The sequence below is a fragment of the Mesorhizobium sp. PUT5 genome (assembly GCF_052216645.1).
Taxonomy (GTDB): domain Bacteria; phylum Pseudomonadota; class Alphaproteobacteria; order Rhizobiales; family Rhizobiaceae; genus Mesorhizobium.
In genome coordinates, this window is record NZ_JBQOSO010000003.1 from 4,230,682 (window position 1) to 4,252,431 (window position 21,750).

Annotated in this window: 18 protein-coding genes and 3 pseudogenes; 11 read left to right on the plus strand and 10 right to left on the minus strand. The window is 61.8% G+C overall.

Going from position 1 to position 21,750, the window contains the following annotated elements; translation table 11 throughout:
• Positions 1–66: 66 nt before the first annotated feature.
• The 3 genes from ACTDI4_RS22240 to ACTDI4_RS22250 all read right to left on the minus strand — a co-directional run bounded on the left by ACTDI4_RS22240 (position 67) and on the right by ACTDI4_RS22250 (position 2,553).
• Complete coding sequence (locus ACTDI4_RS22240) at positions 67–648, minus strand: UbiX family flavin prenyltransferase (RefSeq protein WP_442843207.1); 582 nt, start codon at positions 646–648, stop codon at positions 67–69.
• On the minus strand, positions 645–2,150 hold the full coding sequence (locus ACTDI4_RS22245) for a UbiD family decarboxylase (protein WP_442843208.1): 1,506 nt from the start codon (positions 2,148–2,150) through the stop codon (positions 645–647). Before ACTDI4_RS22245 ends, ACTDI4_RS22240 begins: the two co-directional genes overlap by 4 nt.
• Positions 2,151–2,253: 103 nt before the next feature.
• Positions 2,254–2,553: a DUF6455 family protein gene (locus ACTDI4_RS22250; protein WP_442843209.1), complete on the minus strand. Its 300-nt coding sequence runs from the start codon at positions 2,551–2,553 to the stop codon at positions 2,254–2,256.
• 189 nt (positions 2,554–2,742) lie between these two features.
• Here ACTDI4_RS22250 and ubiT point away from each other — a divergent pair, with 189 nt between their 5' ends.
• The 8 genes and pseudogenes from ubiT to ACTDI4_RS22290 form a co-directional block, all read left to right on the plus strand.
• Positions 2,743–3,294: a ubiquinone anaerobic biosynthesis accessory factor UbiT gene (ubiT, locus tag ACTDI4_RS22255; RefSeq protein ID WP_442843210.1), complete on the plus strand. Its 552-nt coding sequence runs from the start codon at positions 2,743–2,745 to the stop codon at positions 3,292–3,294.
• Positions 3,295–3,308: 14 nt separating this feature from the next.
• Complete coding sequence (gene ubiU / locus ACTDI4_RS22260) at positions 3,309–4,292, plus strand: ubiquinone anaerobic biosynthesis protein UbiU (RefSeq protein ID WP_442843433.1); 984 nt, start codon at positions 3,309–3,311, stop codon at positions 4,290–4,292.
• Between the two features lie 3 nt (positions 4,293–4,295).
• Positions 4,296–5,195: a ubiquinone anaerobic biosynthesis protein UbiV gene (gene ubiV / locus ACTDI4_RS22265; protein ID WP_442843211.1), complete on the plus strand. Its 900-nt coding sequence runs from the start codon at positions 4,296–4,298 to the stop codon at positions 5,193–5,195.
• Positions 5,196–5,209: 14 nt separating this feature from the next.
• Complete coding sequence (mog, locus tag ACTDI4_RS22270; protein ID WP_442843434.1) at positions 5,210–5,728, plus strand: molybdopterin adenylyltransferase; 519 nt, start codon at positions 5,210–5,212, stop codon at positions 5,726–5,728.
• Positions 5,729–6,045: 317 nt separating this feature from the next.
• Positions 6,046–6,488 (plus strand): annotated as a pseudogene (locus ACTDI4_RS22275) (IS5 family transposase); the annotation flags it as partial.
• 114 nt (positions 6,489–6,602) lie between these two features.
• Positions 6,603–8,171, plus strand: coding sequence for an IS21 family transposase (gene istA / locus ACTDI4_RS22280; protein ID WP_442843212.1), 1,569 nt, complete (start codon positions 6,603–6,605; stop codon positions 8,169–8,171).
• The gene (istB, locus tag ACTDI4_RS22285; protein WP_442843213.1) at positions 8,104–8,838 is read left to right on the plus strand and encodes an IS21-like element helper ATPase IstB; all 735 of its coding nucleotides are present in this window, start codon (positions 8,104–8,106) and stop codon (positions 8,836–8,838) included. The genes istA and istB overlap by 68 nt, the downstream gene beginning before the upstream one ends.
• 140 nt (positions 8,839–8,978) lie before the next feature.
• Positions 8,979–9,125, plus strand: a pseudogene (locus ACTDI4_RS22290) (ATP-binding protein); the annotation flags it as partial.
• Positions 9,126–9,446: 321 nt separating this feature from the next.
• Here the strand turns inward: ACTDI4_RS22290 and ACTDI4_RS22295 are convergent.
• The 3 genes from ACTDI4_RS22295 to ACTDI4_RS22305 form a co-directional block, all read right to left on the minus strand.
• The gene (locus ACTDI4_RS22295; RefSeq protein ID WP_442843214.1) at positions 9,447–9,896 is read right to left on the minus strand and encodes a universal stress protein; all 450 of its coding nucleotides are present in this window, start codon (positions 9,894–9,896) and stop codon (positions 9,447–9,449) included.
• A 540-nt stretch (positions 9,897–10,436) separates the two neighbouring features.
• A complete protein-coding gene (gene ftsH, locus ACTDI4_RS22300) occupies positions 10,437–12,305 on the minus strand; it encodes an ATP-dependent zinc metalloprotease FtsH (RefSeq protein WP_442843215.1) in 1,869 nt (622 codons plus the stop codon).
• Positions 12,306–12,472: 167 nt separating this feature from the next.
• Positions 12,473–12,913, minus strand: coding sequence for an ATP-binding protein (locus ACTDI4_RS22305; protein ID WP_442843216.1), 441 nt, complete (start codon positions 12,911–12,913; stop codon positions 12,473–12,475).
• 160 nt (positions 12,914–13,073) lie between these two features.
• On the opposite strand from ACTDI4_RS22305, the gene ACTDI4_RS22310 reads away from it, so the two are divergent.
• Positions 13,074–13,262 carry a hypothetical protein gene (locus ACTDI4_RS22310; protein ID WP_442843217.1) on the plus strand — a complete coding sequence of 63 codons (189 nt, stop codon included), beginning with the start codon at positions 13,074–13,076 and terminating at the stop codon, positions 13,260–13,262.
• Between the two features lie 193 nt (positions 13,263–13,455).
• Here the strand turns inward: ACTDI4_RS22310 and ACTDI4_RS22315 are convergent.
• The 3 genes and pseudogenes from ACTDI4_RS22315 to ACTDI4_RS22325 form a co-directional block, all read right to left on the minus strand.
• A pseudogene (locus ACTDI4_RS22315) lies at positions 13,456–13,878 on the minus strand (IS21 family transposase); the annotation flags it as partial.
• Between the two features lie 260 nt (positions 13,879–14,138).
• On the minus strand, positions 14,139–15,215 hold the full coding sequence (locus tag ACTDI4_RS22320) for a tellurite resistance/C4-dicarboxylate transporter family protein (RefSeq protein ID WP_442843218.1): 1,077 nt from the start codon (positions 15,213–15,215) through the stop codon (positions 14,139–14,141).
• A gap of 83 nt (positions 15,216–15,298) precedes the next feature.
• Positions 15,299–16,021 (minus strand): Crp/Fnr family transcriptional regulator, encoded by a 723-nt coding sequence (locus ACTDI4_RS22325; RefSeq protein ID WP_442843219.1) that lies wholly within the window; start codon positions 16,019–16,021, stop codon positions 15,299–15,301.
• Between the two features lie 380 nt (positions 16,022–16,401).
• Between ACTDI4_RS22325 and ACTDI4_RS22330 the strand changes: the two genes are divergently transcribed.
• Positions 16,402–17,523: a baeRF11 domain-containing protein gene (locus ACTDI4_RS22330; protein WP_442843220.1), complete on the plus strand. Its 1,122-nt coding sequence runs from the start codon at positions 16,402–16,404 to the stop codon at positions 17,521–17,523.
• Positions 17,524–17,618: 95 nt separating this feature from the next.
• On the plus strand, positions 17,619–18,500 hold the full coding sequence (locus ACTDI4_RS22335; RefSeq protein WP_442843221.1) for a universal stress protein: 882 nt from the start codon (positions 17,619–17,621) through the stop codon (positions 18,498–18,500).
• 28 nt (positions 18,501–18,528) lie between these two features.
• On the opposite strand, the gene ACTDI4_RS22340 is transcribed toward ACTDI4_RS22335, so the two are convergent.
• Positions 18,529–21,750 carry an efflux RND transporter permease subunit gene (locus ACTDI4_RS22340; RefSeq protein ID WP_442843222.1) on the minus strand — a complete coding sequence of 1,074 codons (3,222 nt, stop codon included), beginning with the start codon at positions 21,748–21,750 and terminating at the stop codon, positions 18,529–18,531.

Genomic DNA, 21,750 nt, shown 5'->3' on the forward strand with positions numbered 1-21,750 from the left:
CTCTTCTTATTTTGTCGCGCACGGCAGGGTCTTCGACGTATCGGCGGCAGGACATAGAGCTCACGCTTACACAGCCGACCCCCCGCCCCAGCGCGTCATGCAGTGGCCGGGATCGATGCCCGCCCATTGCACGAACCGAGCCGCTATCTCGCGCACCAGATCGTCGATGGTAGCCGGCCGGGCGTAGAACGGCGGCACGGGCGGGGCAATGACGGCGCCCAACCGGGCCAGCCGCAACATGGCTTCGAGATGACCCTCATGCAGCGGTGCCTCACGCGGCGCCACCACCAACCGGCGCTTTTCCTTCAGCACTACATCGGCGGCCCTGGTCACCAGATTGTCGCCTAGCCCATGTGCCATAGCGGCCAGGCTGCGCATTGAGCACGGCACCACGATCATGCCCGAGGTGCGGAACGAGCCGCTGGCGATGGGCGCAGCGAGATTGCGTGGCGAATGGACATGCGTAGCCGCCTCATTCAATCGGGCCAGGCCTTTGCTACCCAATTCGTGGGCGATTGTCATACGCGCCCCGCTCGTCACCACGAGATGCGTCTCGACACCGGCTCCACCGAGCTGACGCAGCGTCTCCAGCGCCAATACCGAACCCGAGGCGCCGGTAACACCGACGATCAAGTGCGCCGCCGTCATTGTGTACTCCCCTGTCGTGCCGGAAAGAACTCCCACCAGCGCTCGGCGATCCGTTCCGTAATCGCGATGTCCATAGCCAGCTTGACGCCCCATTCCCGACTGGTCTCGGCACCGATCTTGCAGGTGGCATCGAGGCCCATCTTGCCGCCCAGCCCTTCCAGAGGCGAAGCGAAGTCAAGCGGGTCGATGGGTGTCCGCTCCACCAGAAGCAGGTCACGCGAAGGGTCCATGCGGGTGGAGAGCGCCCACATCACATCGTCCCATGAGCGGATATCGATATCGTCATCTACCACGACGATCGTCTTGGTCATCGAGAACTGCGGCAGCAGCGACCAGAAACCCATCATCACGCGCCGTGCCTGCCCGGCATATCTCTTGGCGATGGCGATCACGGCGATCCGGTAGGAGCAAGCCTCCGGTGGCATCCAGACGTCCACGATCTCGGGGATCGCCTGTCGCAGCAATGGTTTGAATACCTCGAGCAGCGCGGCGCCAAGTACGGACGGTTCGTCCGGCGCGCGGCCGGTGAATGTGGTGAGATAGCTCGCACCATCGCGCAGGCAAAGCCGCTTCAGCCTGAAAACCGGATAGTGCTCGGGCGCATTGTAATAGCCGGTATGATCGCCGAAAGGCCCCTCGAGCGCTGTCTCCGTTGGCGAAACCGTGCCCTCCAGCACGATCTCGGCACTCGCCGGCACATGCAGCGGTATGGTCGCGCAGGCGGCTACCGCCGCTCGCCGCTCGCCGATCATGCCGGCCAGTGCCAGTTCCGACACGCCCTCCGGAGCCGGCATGACGGCGACGAGCAGCGTCGCCGGGTCTGCGCCAATCACCACTGCGACCGGCATCTCCTCTCCCCGTTCCCGCCATAGCCGATGGTGGGCTGCGCCACCTCGCATCGGTAACCAGCGCAGAATGGCGCGATCATGATCGATGACCTGCATGCGATAGATGCCGAGATTATAGGCAGACGGATCGTCCAGACCCGGCGGGCGGGTAACGACCACCGGCCAGGTAATCAGCGGCCCGGCGTCACCGGGCCAACAGGTCTGCACCGGCAACAGTGAGAAATCCGGGTCTGCCTCCCGCCAGTCCCAAGGTGGGGCGACTTTCTTTGGCCGCGCCCGCAACGCACCGCGGGCCGCCGGCAGCATCGTGTGCGCCTGGCGCAGATTCTGGGGCGGCTGTGGTGAGCGCATGAAAGCCAACATTTCACCCAGCCCCTCAAGGCCCCCGACATCGGTACCAAGCCCCCAGGCCACCCGCCTTGCGGTTCCGAACAGGTTTGCCATCACAGGCATCCGGGCTGAATTGCCGTCCCGATCAAGCGCCCTCGTAAAGTGCAGGGCCGGGCCGTCGCCGAGAAGCACCCGGCGATGAAGTTCGGTGACCTCCAGATGCATGGAGACCGGCGCGGCAATGGTTTCGAGCTCATCCCGTTCCGCCAGATAGGTAAGGAAGGCGCCAAGGGTCGCAAAAGGAGGAAGAGTGCGCTGGTGCATGAAGGTGTCCCTGACCACGGACACCGTCCATATCATTCAGCGCCAGATCCGGTGTTGCGCCCGGTCAAAGAAGGCGGCGGGACACCCAACTCTTAAACTTCAGCTATCGCACTCCGCATCCCGAATTTTTACAGGGCTCGCGTTGCCGGCATGAATCGAAAAAGCCGGCATTGGGACAGAAGGCCATGATGGTGTCTGCCTCGTTCTGCTCCAGCAGGAACCGACACTGCTTCTGCCTGTGGCAAACGAGGCAGGTATTGCGTGCCTGCGCAATGGCTGTACCGCCCGCCTTGCGAGCGGCAAAAACAGGATCTACCCCGGTACGCTCCATTACAAGATCGAACTGGCCGAACTGACGCCAGACCTGATCTGTCAGCGGCCAGAGTCGGGCATCGCAAGACATGACTGCCTCCCTGTGCGGGGCCGGATATTGTGCCGCGAGTGTAGATTATGACTGGGCAAGCTGCGATGTGCCCGTTGGCCGCAACTGCCGACGGCGCTCACCAGCGTCGATTTTGTTTGATCCAGCGCAAGACACTTTGGCGGCATCCTGATTACGGTGTGCTCATCCTGCCGCACTCCGGAGGAGCCGATGGCGCTCGACCCCAATGAAGACGCAAGTTTGCCCGAGCCGATCCGACGCTTCCTGCCGGCTTTTTCCGGCCAGCCGCTCGGCCCGCTGCTGACTCAGGCGCTACGGTCTCTCGCTCGGCGGCGGCCGGAGACCTTCGAGCGGCTCGGCGAATTCGGGAAGGCGCGCTTCCTTATCGATCCGACCGACCTGCCCTTTGCCTTCCATGTGGTGCCGGACGGGCACGCCGCCCTGGTGCGCGCCACAGGCAAAAGCGGCCCTTCGCCTTCCGATGTCGTCATCCGCGGCCCGATCCTGCTTTTGCTCGGCATCCTTGACGGTACGCTGGATGGCGATGCGCTGTTCTTCCACCGCGCCATCTCCGTCAGTGGCCGCACCGAGGCAGTGGTGGCGTTGCGCAACGCCATAGAGGATGCCGAATTGCGGCCCTCCGATCTGCTCGGTCTTAAAGGTGCGGTCGCACGGCTCACCGATTCGGGCATATTGGGCGGGCTGTCGCTCGTCCGCCAGATCGCTACCGGTGCCCATCGCCGTGAAAGGACGCAACCATGACGACCAACGGCAGGATGGAACTCGTCTGCCCCGCCGGCACGCCTTCGGCCCTGCGGGCCGCCGTGCAGGCGGGGGCCGATTCGGTCTATTGCGGCTTCCGCGACGAAACCAACGCACGCAATTTCCCCGGTCTCAATTTCTCGCCGCAGGAACTGGCCGAGGGCGTCCGCTTCGCCCATGCCCATGGCTCAAAGGTGCTGGTCGCCATCAACACCTTCGCGCGCGCCGGTGATACCGATCCCTGGCGCCGGGCCGCCGATACGGCCACATCCTGCGAGGCCGATGCGGTGATCGCCGCCGATATCGCCGTGCTCGATCACATGGCCACCCAACATCCGGAAACCCGCCTGCACCTGTCGGTACAGGCCGCGGCCGCGACGCCGGAATCGATCGGCTTCTATGCCGATGCCTTCAATGTGCGCCGGGTGGTGCTGCCGCGCGTGCTCTCGGTACAGGAAATCGCCGCCCTCAACCGCGCCATCGCGGTGGAGACCGAGGCCTTCGTGTTCGGCGGCTTGTGCGTAATGATCGAGGGTCGCTGCTACCTCTCCTCCTACGCCGCCGGGCGCTCGCCCAATCTCAACGGCGTCTGCTCGCCACCGGAAAGGGTGAGCTATGACGAAGATCGCGAAGGCACCGCAGCGCGGCTCGCCGGCTTTACCATCGACCGCTATGCGCCGGGCGAGCCTGCCGGCTATCCGACCTTATGCAAGGGCAGGTTCAAGGCCGGAGACAAGGCCGGCTACCTGTTCGAGGACCCGGTCAGCCTCAATGCCGGCGGCATGATCGTGGCGTTCAAGGCCGCCGGCGTGACCGCCCTCAAGATCGAGGGACGTCAGCGCGGCAAGGGCTACGTCACCGAGGTGGTACGCGCCTTCAGAAAGGCAGTCGACGCTGCCGAACAGGGCGAGGACGCGACCGAAATCGACAACATCCTCGCCGGCCTATCGGAAGGCGGGCGCCAGACCACCGGCGCCTACCGAAAGACCTGGAGATAAACCATGACACGGGTCGCCCTGACGCTCGGACCGCTGTTCTTCCACTGGCCGGCGGAAAAGCTGCGCAATTTCTATTTCCGCATCGCCGACGAGGCGCCGGTGGAGCGTGTCCATGTCGGCGAGGTCGTGTGCGGAAAGCGCATGCCGTTTTCCGATCCCGTCTGGCCCGAAATCATCGAAAGGCTGGAGCGTGGCGGCAAGCAGGTGGTGCTTTCCACGCTGGCCGCGCCGACCACAGTGCGCGAGCGCAAGGCCATCGCCGAGCTATGCGCGGACGAACGCCTGGTCGAGATCAACGACATCACCGCCCTGCCCGCCCGCAGCGGCAAGCCCTTCGTCACCGGCCCATTCCTCAACGTCTACAACGAGACGACGGCGCGCTTCCTCGCACGTCATGGCGCCACCAGCATCTGCCCGCCAGTGGAGTTGTCGCTGGAGACGGTAGGAACCATCGCCTCCGCCTGCCCGGAGATCGAGTTCGAACTTTTCGCCTTCGGCCGACTACCGCTAGCCCTGTCAGGACGCTGCTATCATGCAAGGCTGCACAGGCTGCATAAGGATTCATGCCAGTTCACCTGCGAGCAGGATCCTGACGGACTGGCTGTCGACACTCTGGACGATCAGTCCTTCCTGGCCATCAACGGCGTGCAGACGCTGTCGGCCGAGGTGCACGCCGCGCTGTTCGAGCCGGCGACGCTTATCCGCCATGGCATAAGGCGGCTGAGGCTATCCCCGCACGACTGCGACATGGTGGAGGTGGCGCGCACCTACCGCTCCGTGCTCGACGAAACACAGGACCCGCAGTCCGCCCGTTTCGTGCTTTCCTGCCTTGAACTGCCAGGACGCTTGGTGGATGGTTACGCCCGAGGTGAGGCTGGGTCGAGGCCGGCCGTCACCGCATAAGCAGATCAGCAATGATGCGTGTTGCCGTCGTGACGGTCTCGGATCGCGCCAGCCGCGGTGATTATCAGGATCTGAGTGGCCCCGCCGTAGAAAATTGGCTGCGTGCCGCCATCTCCAGCCCCTTCGAATGTGTTCGCCTTACCGTGCCGGACGGCGTCGAGAGCGTCAAAGATACATTGGCGACGTTGTGCGACCGCGAAACCGCCGATCTCGTGCTGACAACGGGCGGCACCGGTCCCTCACCGCGCGATCTCACCCCTGAGGCAATGCACACCGTCATCACCAAGGAGCTTCCTGGCTTCGGCGAACTGATGCGGCAGGCGAGCCTGGCCCACGTTCCGACCGCTATCCTTTCCCGGCAGACTGCCGGCATACGCGGCCGCACATTAATCATCAACCTGCCCGGAAAGCCCTCCGCAATCGACATATGTCTCGACGCCGTCTTTCCCGCCGTGCCCTATTGCCTCGACCTGATAGGAGCGGGAAGAATCGAAACCAACCCTGCGGTCTGTCGTTCGTTCAGGCCTGCTTAGCGTAGGCGCGCTTGACATGCTGGAGTGAAATTAGCTGGCAGCCGCAGCACGGCAGGATCGGTAAACAGATGCACGCGGCAAGGCTTCGCCCTCGTGGGTCGTAATGTGTCTGTCTTGGGGCCCTTGATCTCATATTGAGAACCGGCCTCCGAGTTCCAGGTAACACAATCACCTATCCTGAACGTCAGTCATTTTGGCATTCTCAACATCTCCGCTTATCCCACACCTGGACGCAAGGCGGGCTAGGTTCAGGACCTATTAAAATGGTTGCGGATGTGACGATCAGTTGATTCATTGTGGCGCGAGGAGGCGCTGCAATGAGTGATTTGATCTGGCTGTCGGACGCGCAGATGCGACGGATCGAGCGACATTTTCCACGGTCTCACGGTGTGCCGAGGGTCGATGATCGTCGGATCGTCAGTGGCATCATCTTCGTGATCAGGAACGGGCTGCGGTGGCGTGACGCGCCCCGGGAATACGGTCCCCACAAGACGATCTACAACCGCTTCATCCGCTGGAGCCGGCTCGGCGTCTTCAACCGGATATTTGCCGAATTGGCGGCAAAAGGCGGCAAGCCCGATCAACTGATGATCGACGCCACCCATTTGAAGGCGCATCGAACGGCCGCAAGCCTGCTTAAAAAGGGGCTGTTCCCCGACGCATCGGGCGAACCAGGGGCGGCCTGAACTCCAAGCTGCATGCTGTGTGCGATGGTCTTGGTCGACCGCTCATCATGCTGCTCAGCGAAGGGCAGATGAGTGTGATTTTTCGTGGAATGAGGACCCTGTTTAAGGGGTGATTTTCGTCCAAGCGGGACCCCTTAACGATGGGGTCATCAAGATGCTTCCGGTTTCATCGGAGGCATTTGTTTTGGATGTTGATTGTGGAGACGATTGCGAAGATACGCCGGCTGTCGCTGGTGCAGGGAAAGTCGATCAAGGCGATCTGCCGGGAGCTTGGGATCTCGCGGAAGGTTGTTCGCAAGGTGCTGCGGTCGGACGAGACGGAGTTTCGTTACGAGCGCAAGCATCAGCCCTATCCGCGGATGGGCGCCTGGCGAGAGAAGCTGGACGGGCTACTGTCGGCGAATGCGGCAAAGTCTCAGCGGGAGCGGCTGACACTGATCCGGATATACGAGGAGCTTCGCGGCCTCGGCTATGACGGCAGCTACAGTTCGGTATGGCGGCATGCGCAGGACTGGGATGAGCAACGCGGTAGCGCTGCCGCTGAGGCCTATATCCCTTTGAGCTTCGCGCCTGGCGAAGCCTACCAGTTCGACTGGAGCCACGAGGTCGTCCTGCTGGACGGTGTGACGGTCACCGTGAAGGTGGCGCACATGCGGCTTTGCCACAGCCGCATGTTCTACGTTCGGGCCTATCCTCGCGAGACGCAGGAGATGGTGTTCGACGCCCATGACCGGGCGTTCGCTTTCTTCCGCGGGGCCTGCACGCGCGGCATCTACGACAACATGAAGACGGCAGTGGATGCGATCTTCATCGGCAGGGATCGCCGCTACAACCGCCGCTTCGCGCAGATGTGCGGTCATTACCTTGTCGAACCGGAGGCCTGCACGCCGGCGTCGGGTTGGGAGAAGGGCCAGGTCGAGAACCAGGTCGGGCTGGTGCGTGAACGCTTCTTCACACCGAGGTTGCGCTTCAAGACGCTGGAGGATCTGAACGGCTGGCTGGCCGACAAATGCGTCGCCTACGCCAAGGCACACCCGCATCCTGAACAGGGCGGCCGCACGGTCTGGGAAGTGTTCGAGGAGGAGCAGGCCAGCTTTATTCCCTATGCTGGGCGCTTCGATGGCTTCCACTGCATTCCGGCTTCTGTGTCGAAGACCTGCACGGTGCGCTTCGACAACAACAAATACTCAGTGCTGTCGAGCGCCGTCGGCCGGCCGGTCGAGATCCATGCCTATGCCGATCGGATCGTCATCCGCCAGGACGGCGCGGTCGTGGGCGAACATGCCCGCTGCTTCGGCCGCAACGAGGTGATCTACGACCCCTGGCATTACGTCCCGGTATTGGCCCGCAAACCCGGCGGGTTGCGCAACGGCGCGCCGTTCAAGAACTGGGTTCTACCGTCGGCCATGGAGAAGGTTCGCCGCAAGCTCAAGGCCGCCGATGACGGCGACCGGCAGATGGTGTCGATCCTCACCTGTGTGCTGAGCGACGGATTGAACGCGGTCGAGGCGGCCTGTCAGGAAGCGCTCGAGCATAGCGTCTCATCGGCGGCGGTGATCCTCAACATCCTGGCTCGCAGCCGCGATCCGGTGCCGGGCACGATCCTTTCCATTCCCCAGGCGCTGAAGCTGGCTCACGAGCCGATTGCCGACTGCGCCCGCTATGACAGCCTCAGGAGGACAAGCAGCCATGGAACGCACCGAAGTGTTGGAACTGATGGGAGAATTGAAGCTCTACGGGATGCGGGCGGCCTATGACGAGATCATGGGCGTCGCCATCAAGCGGCAGCACGAGCCGCCGAAGATCGTCGGCGATCTGCTGCAGGCCGAGATATCGGAGAAGCAGGCCCGTTCCATCAAATACCAACTCACCGTCGCCAAGCTCCCTCTGGCCAAAGACATCGACGACTTCGACTTCACCGGCACGCCCGTCAACGAGAGTCTGATCCGCGATCTTGCCGGCGGAGCCTTCGCTGCCGATCAGCGCAATGTCGTCCTGGTCGGAGGCACCGGCACGGGCAAGTCCCATCTGGCCATCGCCATCGCCCGATCGCTGATCCGCAACGGTGCGCGCGGCCGCTTCTTCAATGTCGTCGATCTGGTCAACAGGCTCGAGACCGAGGCCCGCGCCGGCCGGCAGGGCCGTACCGCCGATCATCTGACCCGGCTCGACTTCGTCGTGCTCGACGAACTCGGCTATTTGCCCTTCGCCCAGGCCGGCGGACAGTTGCTCTTCCACCTCGTATCCAAGCTCTACGAGCGCACCAGCGTCATCATCACCACCAACCTGGCATTCGGCGAATGGCCCACCGTCTTCGGCGATGCCAAGATGACAACCGCGCTACTCGATCGGCTCACCCATCATTGCGAGATCGTCGAGACCGGAAACGAATCCTGGCGCTTCAAAAGCCGCTCTCAAAGCTAAAGCCGAAAGGCCAATCAGCCGCGCCCGATCAGGCTGTGCAACCCCGACCAGCTCCGCCTGATCGAGCGCTCACCGTCGTGCCCCAAACAGGGGTCCCTTTTGCGCGAAAATATGGGGTCCCGGTTCCACGGTCATTGACATGGGGAACCTACCTCCGCGACAACACGATGAGCACCACCATCCTCGACCGCCTCATGCATCGCTGCCACCTGCTCGAGTTCGAAGGCCGAAGCTATCGCCTCAAGGAAGCCGCCGAGGCTCTTGCTCGCCAAGCAACATCGAAATAAACCTTCTGCGTCCTGCTGCAGGTGGAGGAGTTTGACCCGACCAAAGGTGGGGGAGTTTGAGGTGACCCTCCGGGAGCGAGAAGCGGCACATCTTCAGAACCGTCTCACGGCTCAACCCGAAAACACGTGCCGCCTCGCGGCAACCGTTGCCTTCCACGAACACAAGGTGCCGGACAGCGGTATAGACTTCCACGGCAAACATCCCGGCCGACCCTCAAAAGGGATCAGCATAGCCAATGGACGGCTTTTACGCCGCCCGCTCCAGCATCACGCCGGCGCTACATTGGCCTACTTTGCCTCTGCCGCGCACAGGAACGGCTTCTACTGGACGACGACCACCGGTATCGAAGCATTGGTTAGCACTTCGGCCGTCTGGCTTCCGAGGATGACCCGGCTCATGCCGCTACGCCCATGGGATGCCATCACGATAGCGTCGCAGTCGTATCTGTGAGCCGTGTCGAGAATGGCAGGCGCTGCCCGGCGGTTGGGCACATGAACAGTCTCGATCTCGATACCCAATTGACCGGCAGTCGCCCTGACCGGCACAAGCACGGCCTGCGCCGCTCGACATTGGGCCTCTTGATAGGCCGCCATCTCGGCCTCGTCGAGTGTCCACAGTTCGGAGGAATAGGCGAACTGACCACCCGGAGCTTCCGTAACGGTTACCACCGTAACCCTTGCGCCATGCTGTTTGGCCAGCGCGAGACCGTGAGCAACCCCCGTCTGCGCCAACTCTGAACCGTCGGTCGGGATAAGGATATGCGTGTACATGTCGGCGCTTCCTATGGTTTAGATCGTCAAGCTCACCGCGGAATGTATGCGCGAGATCATTTGCGTGACAGGATCGCCGCGATCGGGCAGCCGGACCTTGGCCAGCCCCTAGACCTGGTTTGGCTTTCGTGGCGTCGTGGAGCGATTGCCTTACAGTACGTGGTTAATCGCGGCTGCCGCTCTTCGTTCAACCAGAAGCTGTCAGGGTTAGCAGGCACACAGCGGTGATGTTCGCCCAAACCCTGGTTCGTTTCCCTATTGCAGATCCGGCGGAGCTTTTTCTTGTCGACTATTACGACCGCGATATCGTTCCTTAAGATCGGTCCTTATCTTCAGACCTGCCAGTTCTTTTTGATCTTCTCTTTATCAGTGAAGCCAACGGATATCATTGATCTCCGTCAAAGACTGCCTAGGCACTTCGTGCAGAGCGTATGTCTTCTTGCCTTCGCGTCCGTACCTTCCGCGTTCTCGCCCGCAACTATCCGCAGGGCGGCTCAGTCGGCTAACGGCGCCTCACCTCGTTCGCGGCAGGTCAAACTTTCATCGTCGATGCCGTGCAGGCGGCGCATCATATGCTGAAGTCGGCTTACCAGTACTGGGTGAGGCTGGGCCCGCTGCAATCGAGTTCAGTTCTGATTCATCCAGTGTCTCCCTCTCCAGCAATCGGCGCGCAGTGCGCTCCAGGATTTCCCGACGTTCCGTCAGCAGCGACACGGTGCGCTGGAATGCCGTTTCGACAATCTTGCGCACCTCGTCGTCGATCTCATTGGCGGTAGCCTCGCCGTAGTCGCGCTCGTTCGTCCCTGTCATCAGGGTGGTGCCAAGATAAGAACGCTGGTCTTTCTCCAAAGCCACGTGCCCCAGTCTCTCCGACATGCCGTAGCGCGTCACCATTGCGCGCGCGATGTCCGTAACCCTGGCCAGGTCGTCGGCCGCGCCCGTCGACAGGTGATCGAACACCACCTTTTCCGCGGCTCGCCCGCCGAGTAGAACGGCCATCTTGTTTTCCAGTTCCTCACTGGTCATCAGAAACCGGTCCTCGGTGGGTCGCTGGATTGTATAACCAAGCGCGCCCACGCCGCGTGGAATAATCGAGACTTTGTGCACGACGTCGGAGCCAGGCAGCGCCATGGCAACCAGTGCGTGACCCATCTCATGATAAGCGACGATCTCGCGTTCTTTTGGATTAAGCAGGCGGTTGCGTTTTTCCAGACCCGCCACGATACGCTCAATGGCATTGTTGAAGTCGTCCATGGTAACGGCGTCGCCACTACGCCGCGTCGCCAGCAGCGCGGCCTCGTTGACGAGGTTTGCAAGGTCAGCGCCGGTGAACCCGGGCGTCAGAGCCGCAACCTGTTCGGCATCGACATCGGCGGCTAGTTTCGCCTTCTTCATATAGATGCCGAGTATCTTGATTCGCCCAAGCTTGTCCGGACGATCAACGAGCACCTGCCGGTCGAATCGACCGGCTCGCAAGAGAGCCGGATCCAGAATTTCGGGACGGTTGGTCGCCGCGAGCAGGACGACGCCGGTAGATGAATCGAAGCCATCAAGTTCAACAAGAAGCTGGTTGAGGGTCTGCTCCTTTTCATCATGGCCGCCCATCATCGGGCCAGCGCCGCGGGCACGGCCAAGCGCGTCGAGTTCGTCGACAAAAATGATGGCAGGGGCCTTGGCTCGCGCCTGTTCAAAGAGATCGCGGACCCTGGCTGCGCCGACGCCCACGAACATTTCGACGAATTCCGATCCGGAGATTGAAAAGAACGGCACCTTGGCCTCGCCGGCCACAGCCCTCGCGATGAGCGTTTTTCCGGTGCCGGGAGGCCCCACAAGCAGCACGCCTTTCGGCATCTTCCCGCCCAGCCTGCCATATTCCACCGGGTTGCGAAGGAATTCAACGATCTCACGCAATTCGTCCACGGCCTCGTCGACACCCGCGACATCGTCGAAAGTGACCTTGATGTCGGTTTCGACATAGACTTTCGCGCGGCTTTTGCCGATCTGCATCAACCCGCCCGCGCCGGCCCCCATGCGCTTCATCAGGAAATACCAAAGCCCGAAGAAGAGCGCGATCGGCACCACCCAGGACAATAGATTGCCGAGCAGGTTGCTTTCGATCCGGCCTGTGAATTTCACGCCGCTGTCTTGCAACTGCTTGGCGAAACCCGGATCCACGCGGGTCGTCACGAAACGCGTCTGGCCCGTCGACAGCGGTTGTTTGAAAGTGCCCTGGAGGTAATTGTCGGAAACGGCTACCTCGGCGATCTTTCCATCCTTGAGATAAGTCTCGAACTCACTGTAAGGCAATTCCGCGACCTGCTGCGACATGGCCGCAACGTACTGGAACAACATCAGGCCGATTGCGGCAGCGATCCAATATCCGATATGGAATTGCGTGTTCTTTTTCATGCGAGCCTCATCCCGACAGCATATTCACGATGACCCGACGCAAAGCAGGCGGCGATGAGTCGAGCGACATTGTATTCAGGAGTTGATGGTTACCCCGTAGAAAGAACATGAAGGCAAGTAGCGCTGACATGCTCGCGCCAGAAATCGAGGAAAACCTCGACTCTGGCCTACATATCCGAAATCGGTATTGAGATATCCGGCCGAACAGCAGGGAACAGGAGGGTGACGGTTGTTCCAATCCCGCTCTCGCTTGCAATGTTAACCTGGCCACCTACCATCGTGGCGAATGCAAATACCTGCGACAGTCCTATGCCGGTGCCGGTCTCTCTCTTGGTGGTGAAAAAGGGATCGAACACCTTTCGCAAGACGTCCTCGGGCATGCCGCAACCGTTGTCCCTCAACGCGAACCCGCACATATGTTCCCGGTTTGACCGGGTCGAATGCCGTCGAATTTTGTTCCCATCGCTCCGTAACAATACGAACCTCTCCACCATCCGGCATGGCGTCCCGTGCGCTGACGACAAGATTGAGTATCGCTGTGTCAAAAAACGCCGGGTCGACCAGACAGCCTGGAATATCGGAACCGAGTACAAGCCGGACACGGACATTAGGCCCGGCACCGTGCCTTAGGAGCGGCTCGAAACTTCTCAGGAACTCATTCATATTGCCGGCATACGCGTCGAGAACCTGGTGCTTGGCGAAAGTCAGTAGCTGCGAGGTCAATTCCACGCCGCGATCGATCCCCTCTCGCGTCGAAGCAATAAGGGTGTGAATCTTTTCGGCATCGTCCGCGTTGCGCTCAATGAGCCGCAGGCCGGAATCGATCACCGACAAGAGGCTTCTGAAGTCATGGGCTATGCCGCCAGTCATTTCACCGATTGCCGCGAGACGATGCGTCGCACGTTCGCGCTGCACCGCAGCGATCCGGGTGTTAAGATGCGCGTTCGGCGTCAGTGAGAGGCTACTGCCACCCGCCTGTGATGGCAGTAAAGTGGAACGAGGAAACACCGTGTCAGTCATGAAGATCGCCCTTCCTGCTCCTGACAACAGTCAGAAAACTCTAACCTCCACTCGCGTCATCATATTCTCCCGCCCATCAGGACATGCTGTCGAGCCTAGCTTCATTCCGCTGAGAAGTCGAATCCGAGAAGCCGCCGATCACCGCAACCGCCTCGCCAAAATCCACCTGCGCATGACCCGGCGGATGTGACAGCGGTACGAACGTCTCGCGGCCGCGGGCCCGCGCGATACGGACATAGTCCTTCACCACCGTGTAGCCGCCGCCGAACCCATGTTCATCACGTAGCCGTTCAAAAATCCGCTTCGCCGTGTGCCGCTGCTTCACCGGACCCGTCCGGTCCGCCTCCAGGATCGCGTCGATCACCGGCAGTAGCGAACCGAGCTTCGGCTTCACGACAGCCTTCGTCCGCGTGTAGCCCGGCGGCAGCGAGAACCGGCACATCTTCAGGACCGTCTCGCGGCTCAGCCCGAAAACACGGGTCGTCTCACGACGGCTATTGCCCTCGACGAAGACGAAACGCCGGACGGCGGCGTAGACTTCCACGGTAAACATTCCCGGCCGACCCCCAAGGGACCAGCCTAACCACTGGACGGTTTTTACTCCGCCCGCACCGACATCACGCCGGCGCTCCATGGCCTAATTTGTCACCGCCGCGCACACGCAGTCGCAGTGCCTGATCCGCTGATCGACGGGCCGGTCGTGAAGGCAGCAACGACCGCATTTGCCCAGCGGTCCGGCTCCGCCTGAGTGTTGGCGTGTCGAGTATTTGTACAGGGCAATATGGGATTGTCCCGGTCGAGCCACCACCCGCTTCACGAATGGGAGGCAGATCTGCGCCACAGTGCGGGTGCCAGCGTGTACAGCATGCTTGCGAAGGTAACCGCCCAGGCGAACAGCGCGATATAGAAGAATGCCTGTGTCAATCCGGCCAGGAAGCCGAACTCCATGGCCCGATCAAGTTGCCAGGTGCAAGCGGCATACATACCGAGGGGGAATACCGCGCCCCAATAGAGCGGATCGTAGCGCAGAGGGAAGCGCATATAGATGTGACGCCAGACCCCGAGCAGCAACAGCATGGGGATCCACCAAGTCCCGGTTGCCCAGTAGAAGATGGTGAAGCCCTTCAGGAAGGGAAGCAGCGAGGCGAGATAGGGCGCCTGTGGCGCATTGAGGATCAGCAGTGAACCCGCCAATGTCGAGATCGCCATAGCGCCCATATTGATCCAATAAGGCGGCGCCAGGTCGCCAGGCGAGAAATGGAAGAAGGCGTAACGGTAGAAGATCAGCGCCATCATCCAGATGTAGAGCATGCCACCCCATAGCCATGCAGACAGAGCGAAGAAGTTGAGCTCCAGCCTGTAAGGCTGGCCGATGCGTGCCGCCAGCAGCGCGCTGGACACCGACAGCGACTGCGTGGCTACGACGGCAAGCAGCCAGCCACCATTGATGCCCTTGTCGAGTGTCGGCTTGTCGCGCTTGACGGTGAAGGCCGTGAAGATGGTGTAGGTAAGGCCAAGCCACAGCACGATGGCAAGCGCCCACAACGCCTTGCCGACGACGAGGTCGCCACGCAGTACCATGAATTGACTGGCCAGGATGCCGGTGCCAGCGACGGCGGTGAAGTAGCCGGGGCCGGTCAGGTGGGTAAGCATGTCACCGAAGAACCGCAACGGATAGCGCCAGGCCCGGAGGAAATAGAGAACCCATAACAGGCCGTATTGTCCGATATTGAGGTAGAAAAGGCCCGAGGCCAGCACGTCGTATCGCATCATGAACGCCGCCAGGGAAATGATGCCTGTGGCCATCACCAGGCCGAAATAGGCCGGCGACATATCGGCAAGGCCGAGTCCCGGCCGCTCTGGCTGTGAGTTGTCGATTGCGCTCGTCATCGCCCCGCACCCGTCCGTCGCGGCCTTTGAAACCCGGCCTCGTCGCCCGCATCAGGCAGAACAAAAACTTTCTGCCGGCTGCCTTAATTCCCGGCTCGTGCATTCAAGCGTCGGAGGTCAGGCACAATGATCAGGCGATTGTTCTCGATGCAGATGATCTTGTCGTTGCGCAACCGCGTCAACTGGCGACTGACCGTTTCGATGGTGAGGCCAAGGAAATCGGCAATGTCGGCCCTGGTTAGCGGTAAGTCAAAGCGCGCGGAGTTACGGCCTGCCACCGTTGAGGGTCCGACATGATGGGCAATCATCAACAGCAGGCTCGCGATCTTCTCGCTCGCCGTCTTGCGTCCGAGCGTCACCATCCAGTCGCGCGCTTCGTCCAGCTCGTTAAGCGCCTGTCTGTAGAGCCGGCGCTCCAGCTCTGGCGATTCCCGCATCATCCGCTCGATGGCGTCTTTGGGGAAGGAGCAGAGCGTGACATCGGTAGTGGCTTCGGCATTGAGCGTGCTCTCGGAGCGAAATGGCCGGCCGAGGAAGTCGGGTGCGAACTGGAGGCCAACGATCTGCTGGCGTCCGTCGGATAGCGTCTTGGTCAGCTTCACCACACCCGACAGGATATTGGCATATCTGTCGATCCGTTCGGCTTCGCCCAAAAGCGCTGCCCCGCTTTTGGCCGCGGTTTTGCGCGAGGCCTCGGCCAGTTCGACAAGTTGATCGCAGTCTAACGCACTGCAAACACCAGTGCTGCGTCCCTCGCATGAGGCGCACAGCAGAGGAATGGCGCCGTTGTTGACAACCTTGCGCACGATATTGCCACCTTTCAACGATCGATAGCATCTTCAGCTATGGCATGCGCCGCGTCAGTTTGTCTTGACCGGGCAGACTTTGAGCGAGATCAAAGAAACATCCACTGCCGACTGGCAGACAAATTGTCGTTCATCAGTTCTATCACGGACGACAAGGCGGCGTTTCCATCCATAATCCCCTGCTGGACCACGGTGGCGTGGCGATTGAACACCCGAAAAGCGGCGCGTGACACTGCGACATTGGAACCAAAAGCGATGTGTTTCGCAATGATCCCACATAAGTCGGATATAGAGGCTACGGTGTTGCGAATAAATGAAGTTATCGCGCATGAATTGACTGCCGAAGGGCGTCGATGCGCCGATAAGGAAAAGGACCTTGCATGCTTTACGTCGACATTCCGACTCGTTCCGAATTTGCCACCCTCGTCGTTGCACGTGCCGATGCTTGCGTGTCGCTCTATTTGAAGACCACCCCTGTGACACAGGAGACATCGGCCTCGCGCATCGAGTTTGGCAATCTGATCCGTGAGGCGCAGACGCAGCTTGAGGATGCAGGCTTCGACAAGAGGCGGCTGGCTGCGCTTCTGGAGCAGTTGAACGATCTGGTTGACGATGACGAATTCTGGCGCTTCCAGGCCAACAGCCTTGCCGTTTTCGCCACGCCCGATGCGCTGCGGACCTATCGGCTCGCCAACGATCTGGTCTCCATGGTGCAGGTCGCCGACCGCTTCCACCTGAAGCCGCTGTTCCGGGCGGTGACCTTCCCGCATTCAGCCTTCATCCTCGCCCTGTCGGAGAATGCCGTACGCCTGGTCGAGATGCATGCCGATCTGCCGCCGGTAACGGTCAAGGTTCCGGGCCTGCCCAAGGACGCGGCCTCCTCGGTCGGCAAGTCGACGCTAAACGATCGTAGTTTCAGCGGCCGCATCCACGGCTCCGAGGGGCAGAATGTGCGCTTCCAGCAATATGTACGGCGGGTGGATACGGCGCTGCGTCCCATTCTGGCCGGGCGCGAGACCCCGCTCATCCTGGCCGCCACCGACCGCCTGGCTTCGGTGTTTCCGCAGATCAATTCCTATCCGCACCTGCTGCGCGAAACCATTGCCGACAGCCCGGACCGCCTGACCAACGCCGACCTGGCGCAGCGTGCGCGTCCGATCCTCGACAATGCCTACGAACAGGACCTGGGCGCCATCCGTGCCTTGTTCGACAAGCGCGCTAACGACCGCCGCACCACGACTGATATCTCGGATGCGGCCCGCGCAGCAACCTTCGGCGCCATCGACACGCTTCTGGTCGACATCGATTCAGTCGTGCCGGGCTTTGTCGACGACGACAGTGGCGCGGTGGAATTCACCCAGAAGGACGACGCGAAAGCCTATGGTGTGGTCGACGAGATTGCCAGCCGGGCCTTCGCCAGCGGTGCCAAGGTACTAGGCGTGCGGCGCGCCGACATCCCCGGCAAAAAGGAATTTGCGGCGATTTTGCGCTATCCGCTTTGATACGGTTGGCAGGAGACCTGCCTCCGCCAATACCGGAAGCAGGCCATCGGCACGACGGGACATGGCCATCCGTTTCGCACCCAGGGGAGGACAGCTTGTCGATCAACACCATCGTCGCAGCGCTTGCGCTCGAAACAGACAACGATCCGGTCGCGGGTCGCGCCTTGCAGCTCGCTCGCCAGCACGCAGCACGCCTTGTTTTCGTCCATGCGGTCGAAGATACGCCCCCCGGCGGTGACTTGCCGGTTTCGCTCGATGTTTCCGCGTTGCACGCAATAGTGAAACGGAATGCAGTCGACCGGATCAGGCAATTGACAGGCAATCTCGGGTCCGAAGCGCTGGTGGTGGACATCGTCGTTGAGACCGGAAAGCCATATCAGGTCATCGACGAGATCGTGCAGCGCGAAGGCGCCGACCTCATTGTCATCGGCCCGGGCAAGGCCAAAAACATGCGTGAAAAGGTGTTTGGCTCCACGGCCGACCGCGTCGTGAGAACTGCGCGAGAGCCGATCCTGGTGGTCCGGACATCGGTGGCCAACCCCTATCGGCACACCACCGTTGCCGTGGATTTTTCCGCAGCGTCACGGGCGGCGGTGAAAGCTGCCTTGCGGCTTGCGCCGGATGCGGTCATCGAGCTTATCCATGCCATCGAAACTCCGCTTGCGTTCGAGCAGGCGATGCTGAGAGCGGGAACCCCGCAAAAGGAAATCGACCGCTACCGCCGAGCGAGAGCCAGCGAGGCCCGCCAGCAGATCAGCGCGTCACTGGAGGAGCACGATCTTCCTCTCATCCAGACCAAGTTGCGGATCGTCCATGGAGATGCAGCCCAGGCATTGGTGCGTTTCACCCGCCGCGGCCGAACCGATCTGATGGCGCTCGGCACCCATGGCGGCAATGCGCTTTCGCAGCTGTTGTTGGGCAGCGTCGCCCGTCATATGTTGCATGCCGCCGGATGCGACGTGCTTGTTTCGGCCTGATCCTGACTATACCCGGGCGGTGTAACCGTCACGTCCGCAGCACCCGGTAGATCGCCGGGATGACGAGAACGGTCAGCAGCGTCGACGAGGCGAGCCCGAACAGCAGCGAGATCGCCAGCCCCTGGAAGATCGGGTCGGCAAGGATGACGGCGGCACCGATCATCGCGGCCAGCGCGGTGAGCAGGATCGGCTTGAAGCGGATGGAACCTGCTTCGATCAGGATTTCCGTCAGGTTGCGGCCGGCGGGATCGACATGGCGGATGAAATCGACCAGCAGGATCGAGTTGCGCACGATGATGCCGGCAAGCGCGATGAAGCCGATCATCGAGGTGGCCGAAAAGGGGGCGCCAAACAGCCAGTGGCCGCCGAGGATGCCGATGAAGGTCAGCGGGATCGGCGTTAATATGACCAGCGGTACCTTGAACGAGCCGAATTGGGCGACGACAAGGATATAGATGCCGAGCAGCGCCACCATGAAGGCCGCGCCCATGTCGCGGAAGGTCACCCAAGTTACCTCCCACTCGCCGTCCCACAGCAGCGTCGGCGCGCGCTCGTCCTGCGGCTGACCATGCAACGAGATGACAGGCTTCTCAAGGCCGGTCCAATCTTGTGCATCGAGCGCCTGCTGCACGGCGATCATGCCGTAGAGCGGGGCTTCGAAATCACCGGCAAGCTCCGCCGTCACCATTTCGGCGGCGCGGCCGTTGCGCCTGAAGACCGGCAGTGAGGCGCGCTCTTCGGCGACCTGCACCACGTCGCCCAGTTCCACCACACCACGATCGCCCGGCAGCACATTGGCCGGGATCGGCGTGGTCAGGAAGCGCTCGTCCAGCCGGCGCTCATCCTTCGGCCGTTCGATACGGATCGGGATCGGCTGGCGGCCCTCGCCGCGATGCGAATAGCCCACCGTTGTGCCGCCGCCGAGTATCGCGAGGGTGTCAAGCACATCGCTTTCCTCAACCCGGAAGAATTCGAGGTCATCGGTGGAGATGGTGGCACGCAGCCGGCGGGGGGCCGTGCCATAGGAATTGTCGACATCGACGATGAAGGGCACGGAACGGAAGGCCGCCTCCACCTTTCCGGCGACCTTGCGCCGCGTCTCGGCGTCGGGACCATAGATCTCGGCCAGCAGCATCGCCATCACCGGCGGACCGGGCGGCGGCTCGACCACCTTGAGCGTCGTGCCATCCGGCATCCGCACCGTCGCAATGCGCTGGCGGATGTCGAGGGCGATGTCGTGGCTGGCGCGGCTGCGTTCGCTTTTCGGCTTTAGATTGACCGCGACCTCGCCCATCTGCGGTTCGGCACGGTGGAAATAGTGGCGCACCAGGCCGTTGAAGTCGAAGGGCGCAGCGGCACCCGCATGGGTCTGGACCGAAACCACCTCGTCCATAGCCAGAACGATGCGCGCCACTTCCTGGGTCACAGCGTCGGTTGCCTCGACCGATGCCCCCTCGGGCAGGTCGATGATGACGGAGAGTTCCGACTTGTTGTCGAAGGGCAAAAGCTTCACCGTGACCGCCTGCGTATAAAACAGCGCCAGCGAGCCCAGCGTAAGTGCGCCGACAGCTAGCAGGAAGATCCAGCTTCGCGCTTTCGAAGCCAGCACCGGCCGCGCGGCGGCGGCATAGAGCCGTCCCAGCGGCCCACCATGGGCGTGGCCGGAGCCATGCTCATGGAGCGGCGCCTTGCCGGCTACCTTCAGCATCAGCCAGGGCGTGACCATCACCGCAACAAAAAAAGAAAAGATCATCGCCGCCGACGCGTTGGCCGGGATCGGGCTCATATAGGGGCCCATCATGCCCGACACGAATAGCATTGGCAGAAGGGCGGCCACTACCGTTAGCGTCGCCACGATGGTGGGGTTTCCGACCTCGGCCACCGCCTCGATGGCCGCCTGCCGTCGTCCGCGCCCGTCGCCCATCGCCCAATGGCGGGCGATGTTCTCGATCACGACGATGGCATCGTCGACCAGAATGCCGATGGAGAAGATCAGCGCGAACAGCGAGACACGGTTCAGCGTGTAGCCCATCACCCAGGAGGCGAACAGGGTGAGCAGAATTGTCACCGGGATGACGACAGCGACCACCACCGCCTCGCGCCAGCCAATGGCGAACCAGACCAGCAGGATGATGGAGAGGGTGGCAAGACCGAGATGGAACAGAAGTTCATTGGCCTTCTCATTGGCAGTCTCGCCATAGTCGCGCGTCACTTCGACGGCGATCTCGTCGGGGATCAGCGAGCCTTTCAGCGTCTCGACGCGATGAAGGATAGCATCGGCTACGGTGACGGCGTTGGCGCCCGCGCGCTTGGCCACAGCCAGCGTCACCGCGGGAACACGCAGCGCTGTTGCGTCCTCGCCTCGCGTCACGGTGGAGACCAGCGCCTCGTCCGGTTTCGTGACAAAACCGACCGTGGCGACGTCGCGCACATAGACCGGGCGGCCATCGCGCGACGTGAGCAAAAGATTGCCGATGGCGGCGGGGGTGGCCAGCGTCTCGCCGGCGGCCAGCACGATCTGCTCGCCCTGGTCACGAACACTACCGGCCGGAAAAGCGCGGTTGGCCCCCTGCACCTTGCCGGCAAGCTGCTGCAAGGTGACGCCATAAAGCGCCAGCCGGGCGGGATCGGGCGCGATGCGGATCGCCTCGTCGGCGCCGCCAACCAGATAGGTGAGGCCGACATCTTCGATCTTGGCGATCTCGGTCTTCAGTTCGCGGGCGATGCGGGTCAGGTCGTTGGGCGTGATATGGCTGGCTGCCCCGACAACCGGGGCCAATGTCAGCGACACGATGGCGACATCGTCCACCCCGCGCCCGACAATCTGCGGCTCCGGCACGCCGACGGGAATGCGGTCCATATTGGCGCGGATCTTGTCGTGAACACGCAACACTGCCGTATCCGCCGACGTGCCGACGAAGAAACGGGCGGTGACCAGCACGCGGTCGTCGCTTGTCTGGGAATAGACATGCTCGACACCGTCGATGCCCTTGACGATGGTCTCCAGCGGCTCGGTGATCAGCTTGACGGCATCAGGCGCCTTCAATCCGTCGGCCCGTACGGCGATGTCGACCATCGGCACGGAAATCTGCGGCTCTTCCTCGCGCGGCAGAACCATCAGCGCGATCAGGCCGAAGACCAGCGCGGCAATGAGGATCAGCGGCGTCAGCGCCGAGGTGATGAAGCTGCGCGTCAGCGCACCAGCAATGCCGAGCGACGGGCCGGTGCCATGTTCACTGGGATTAAGCAT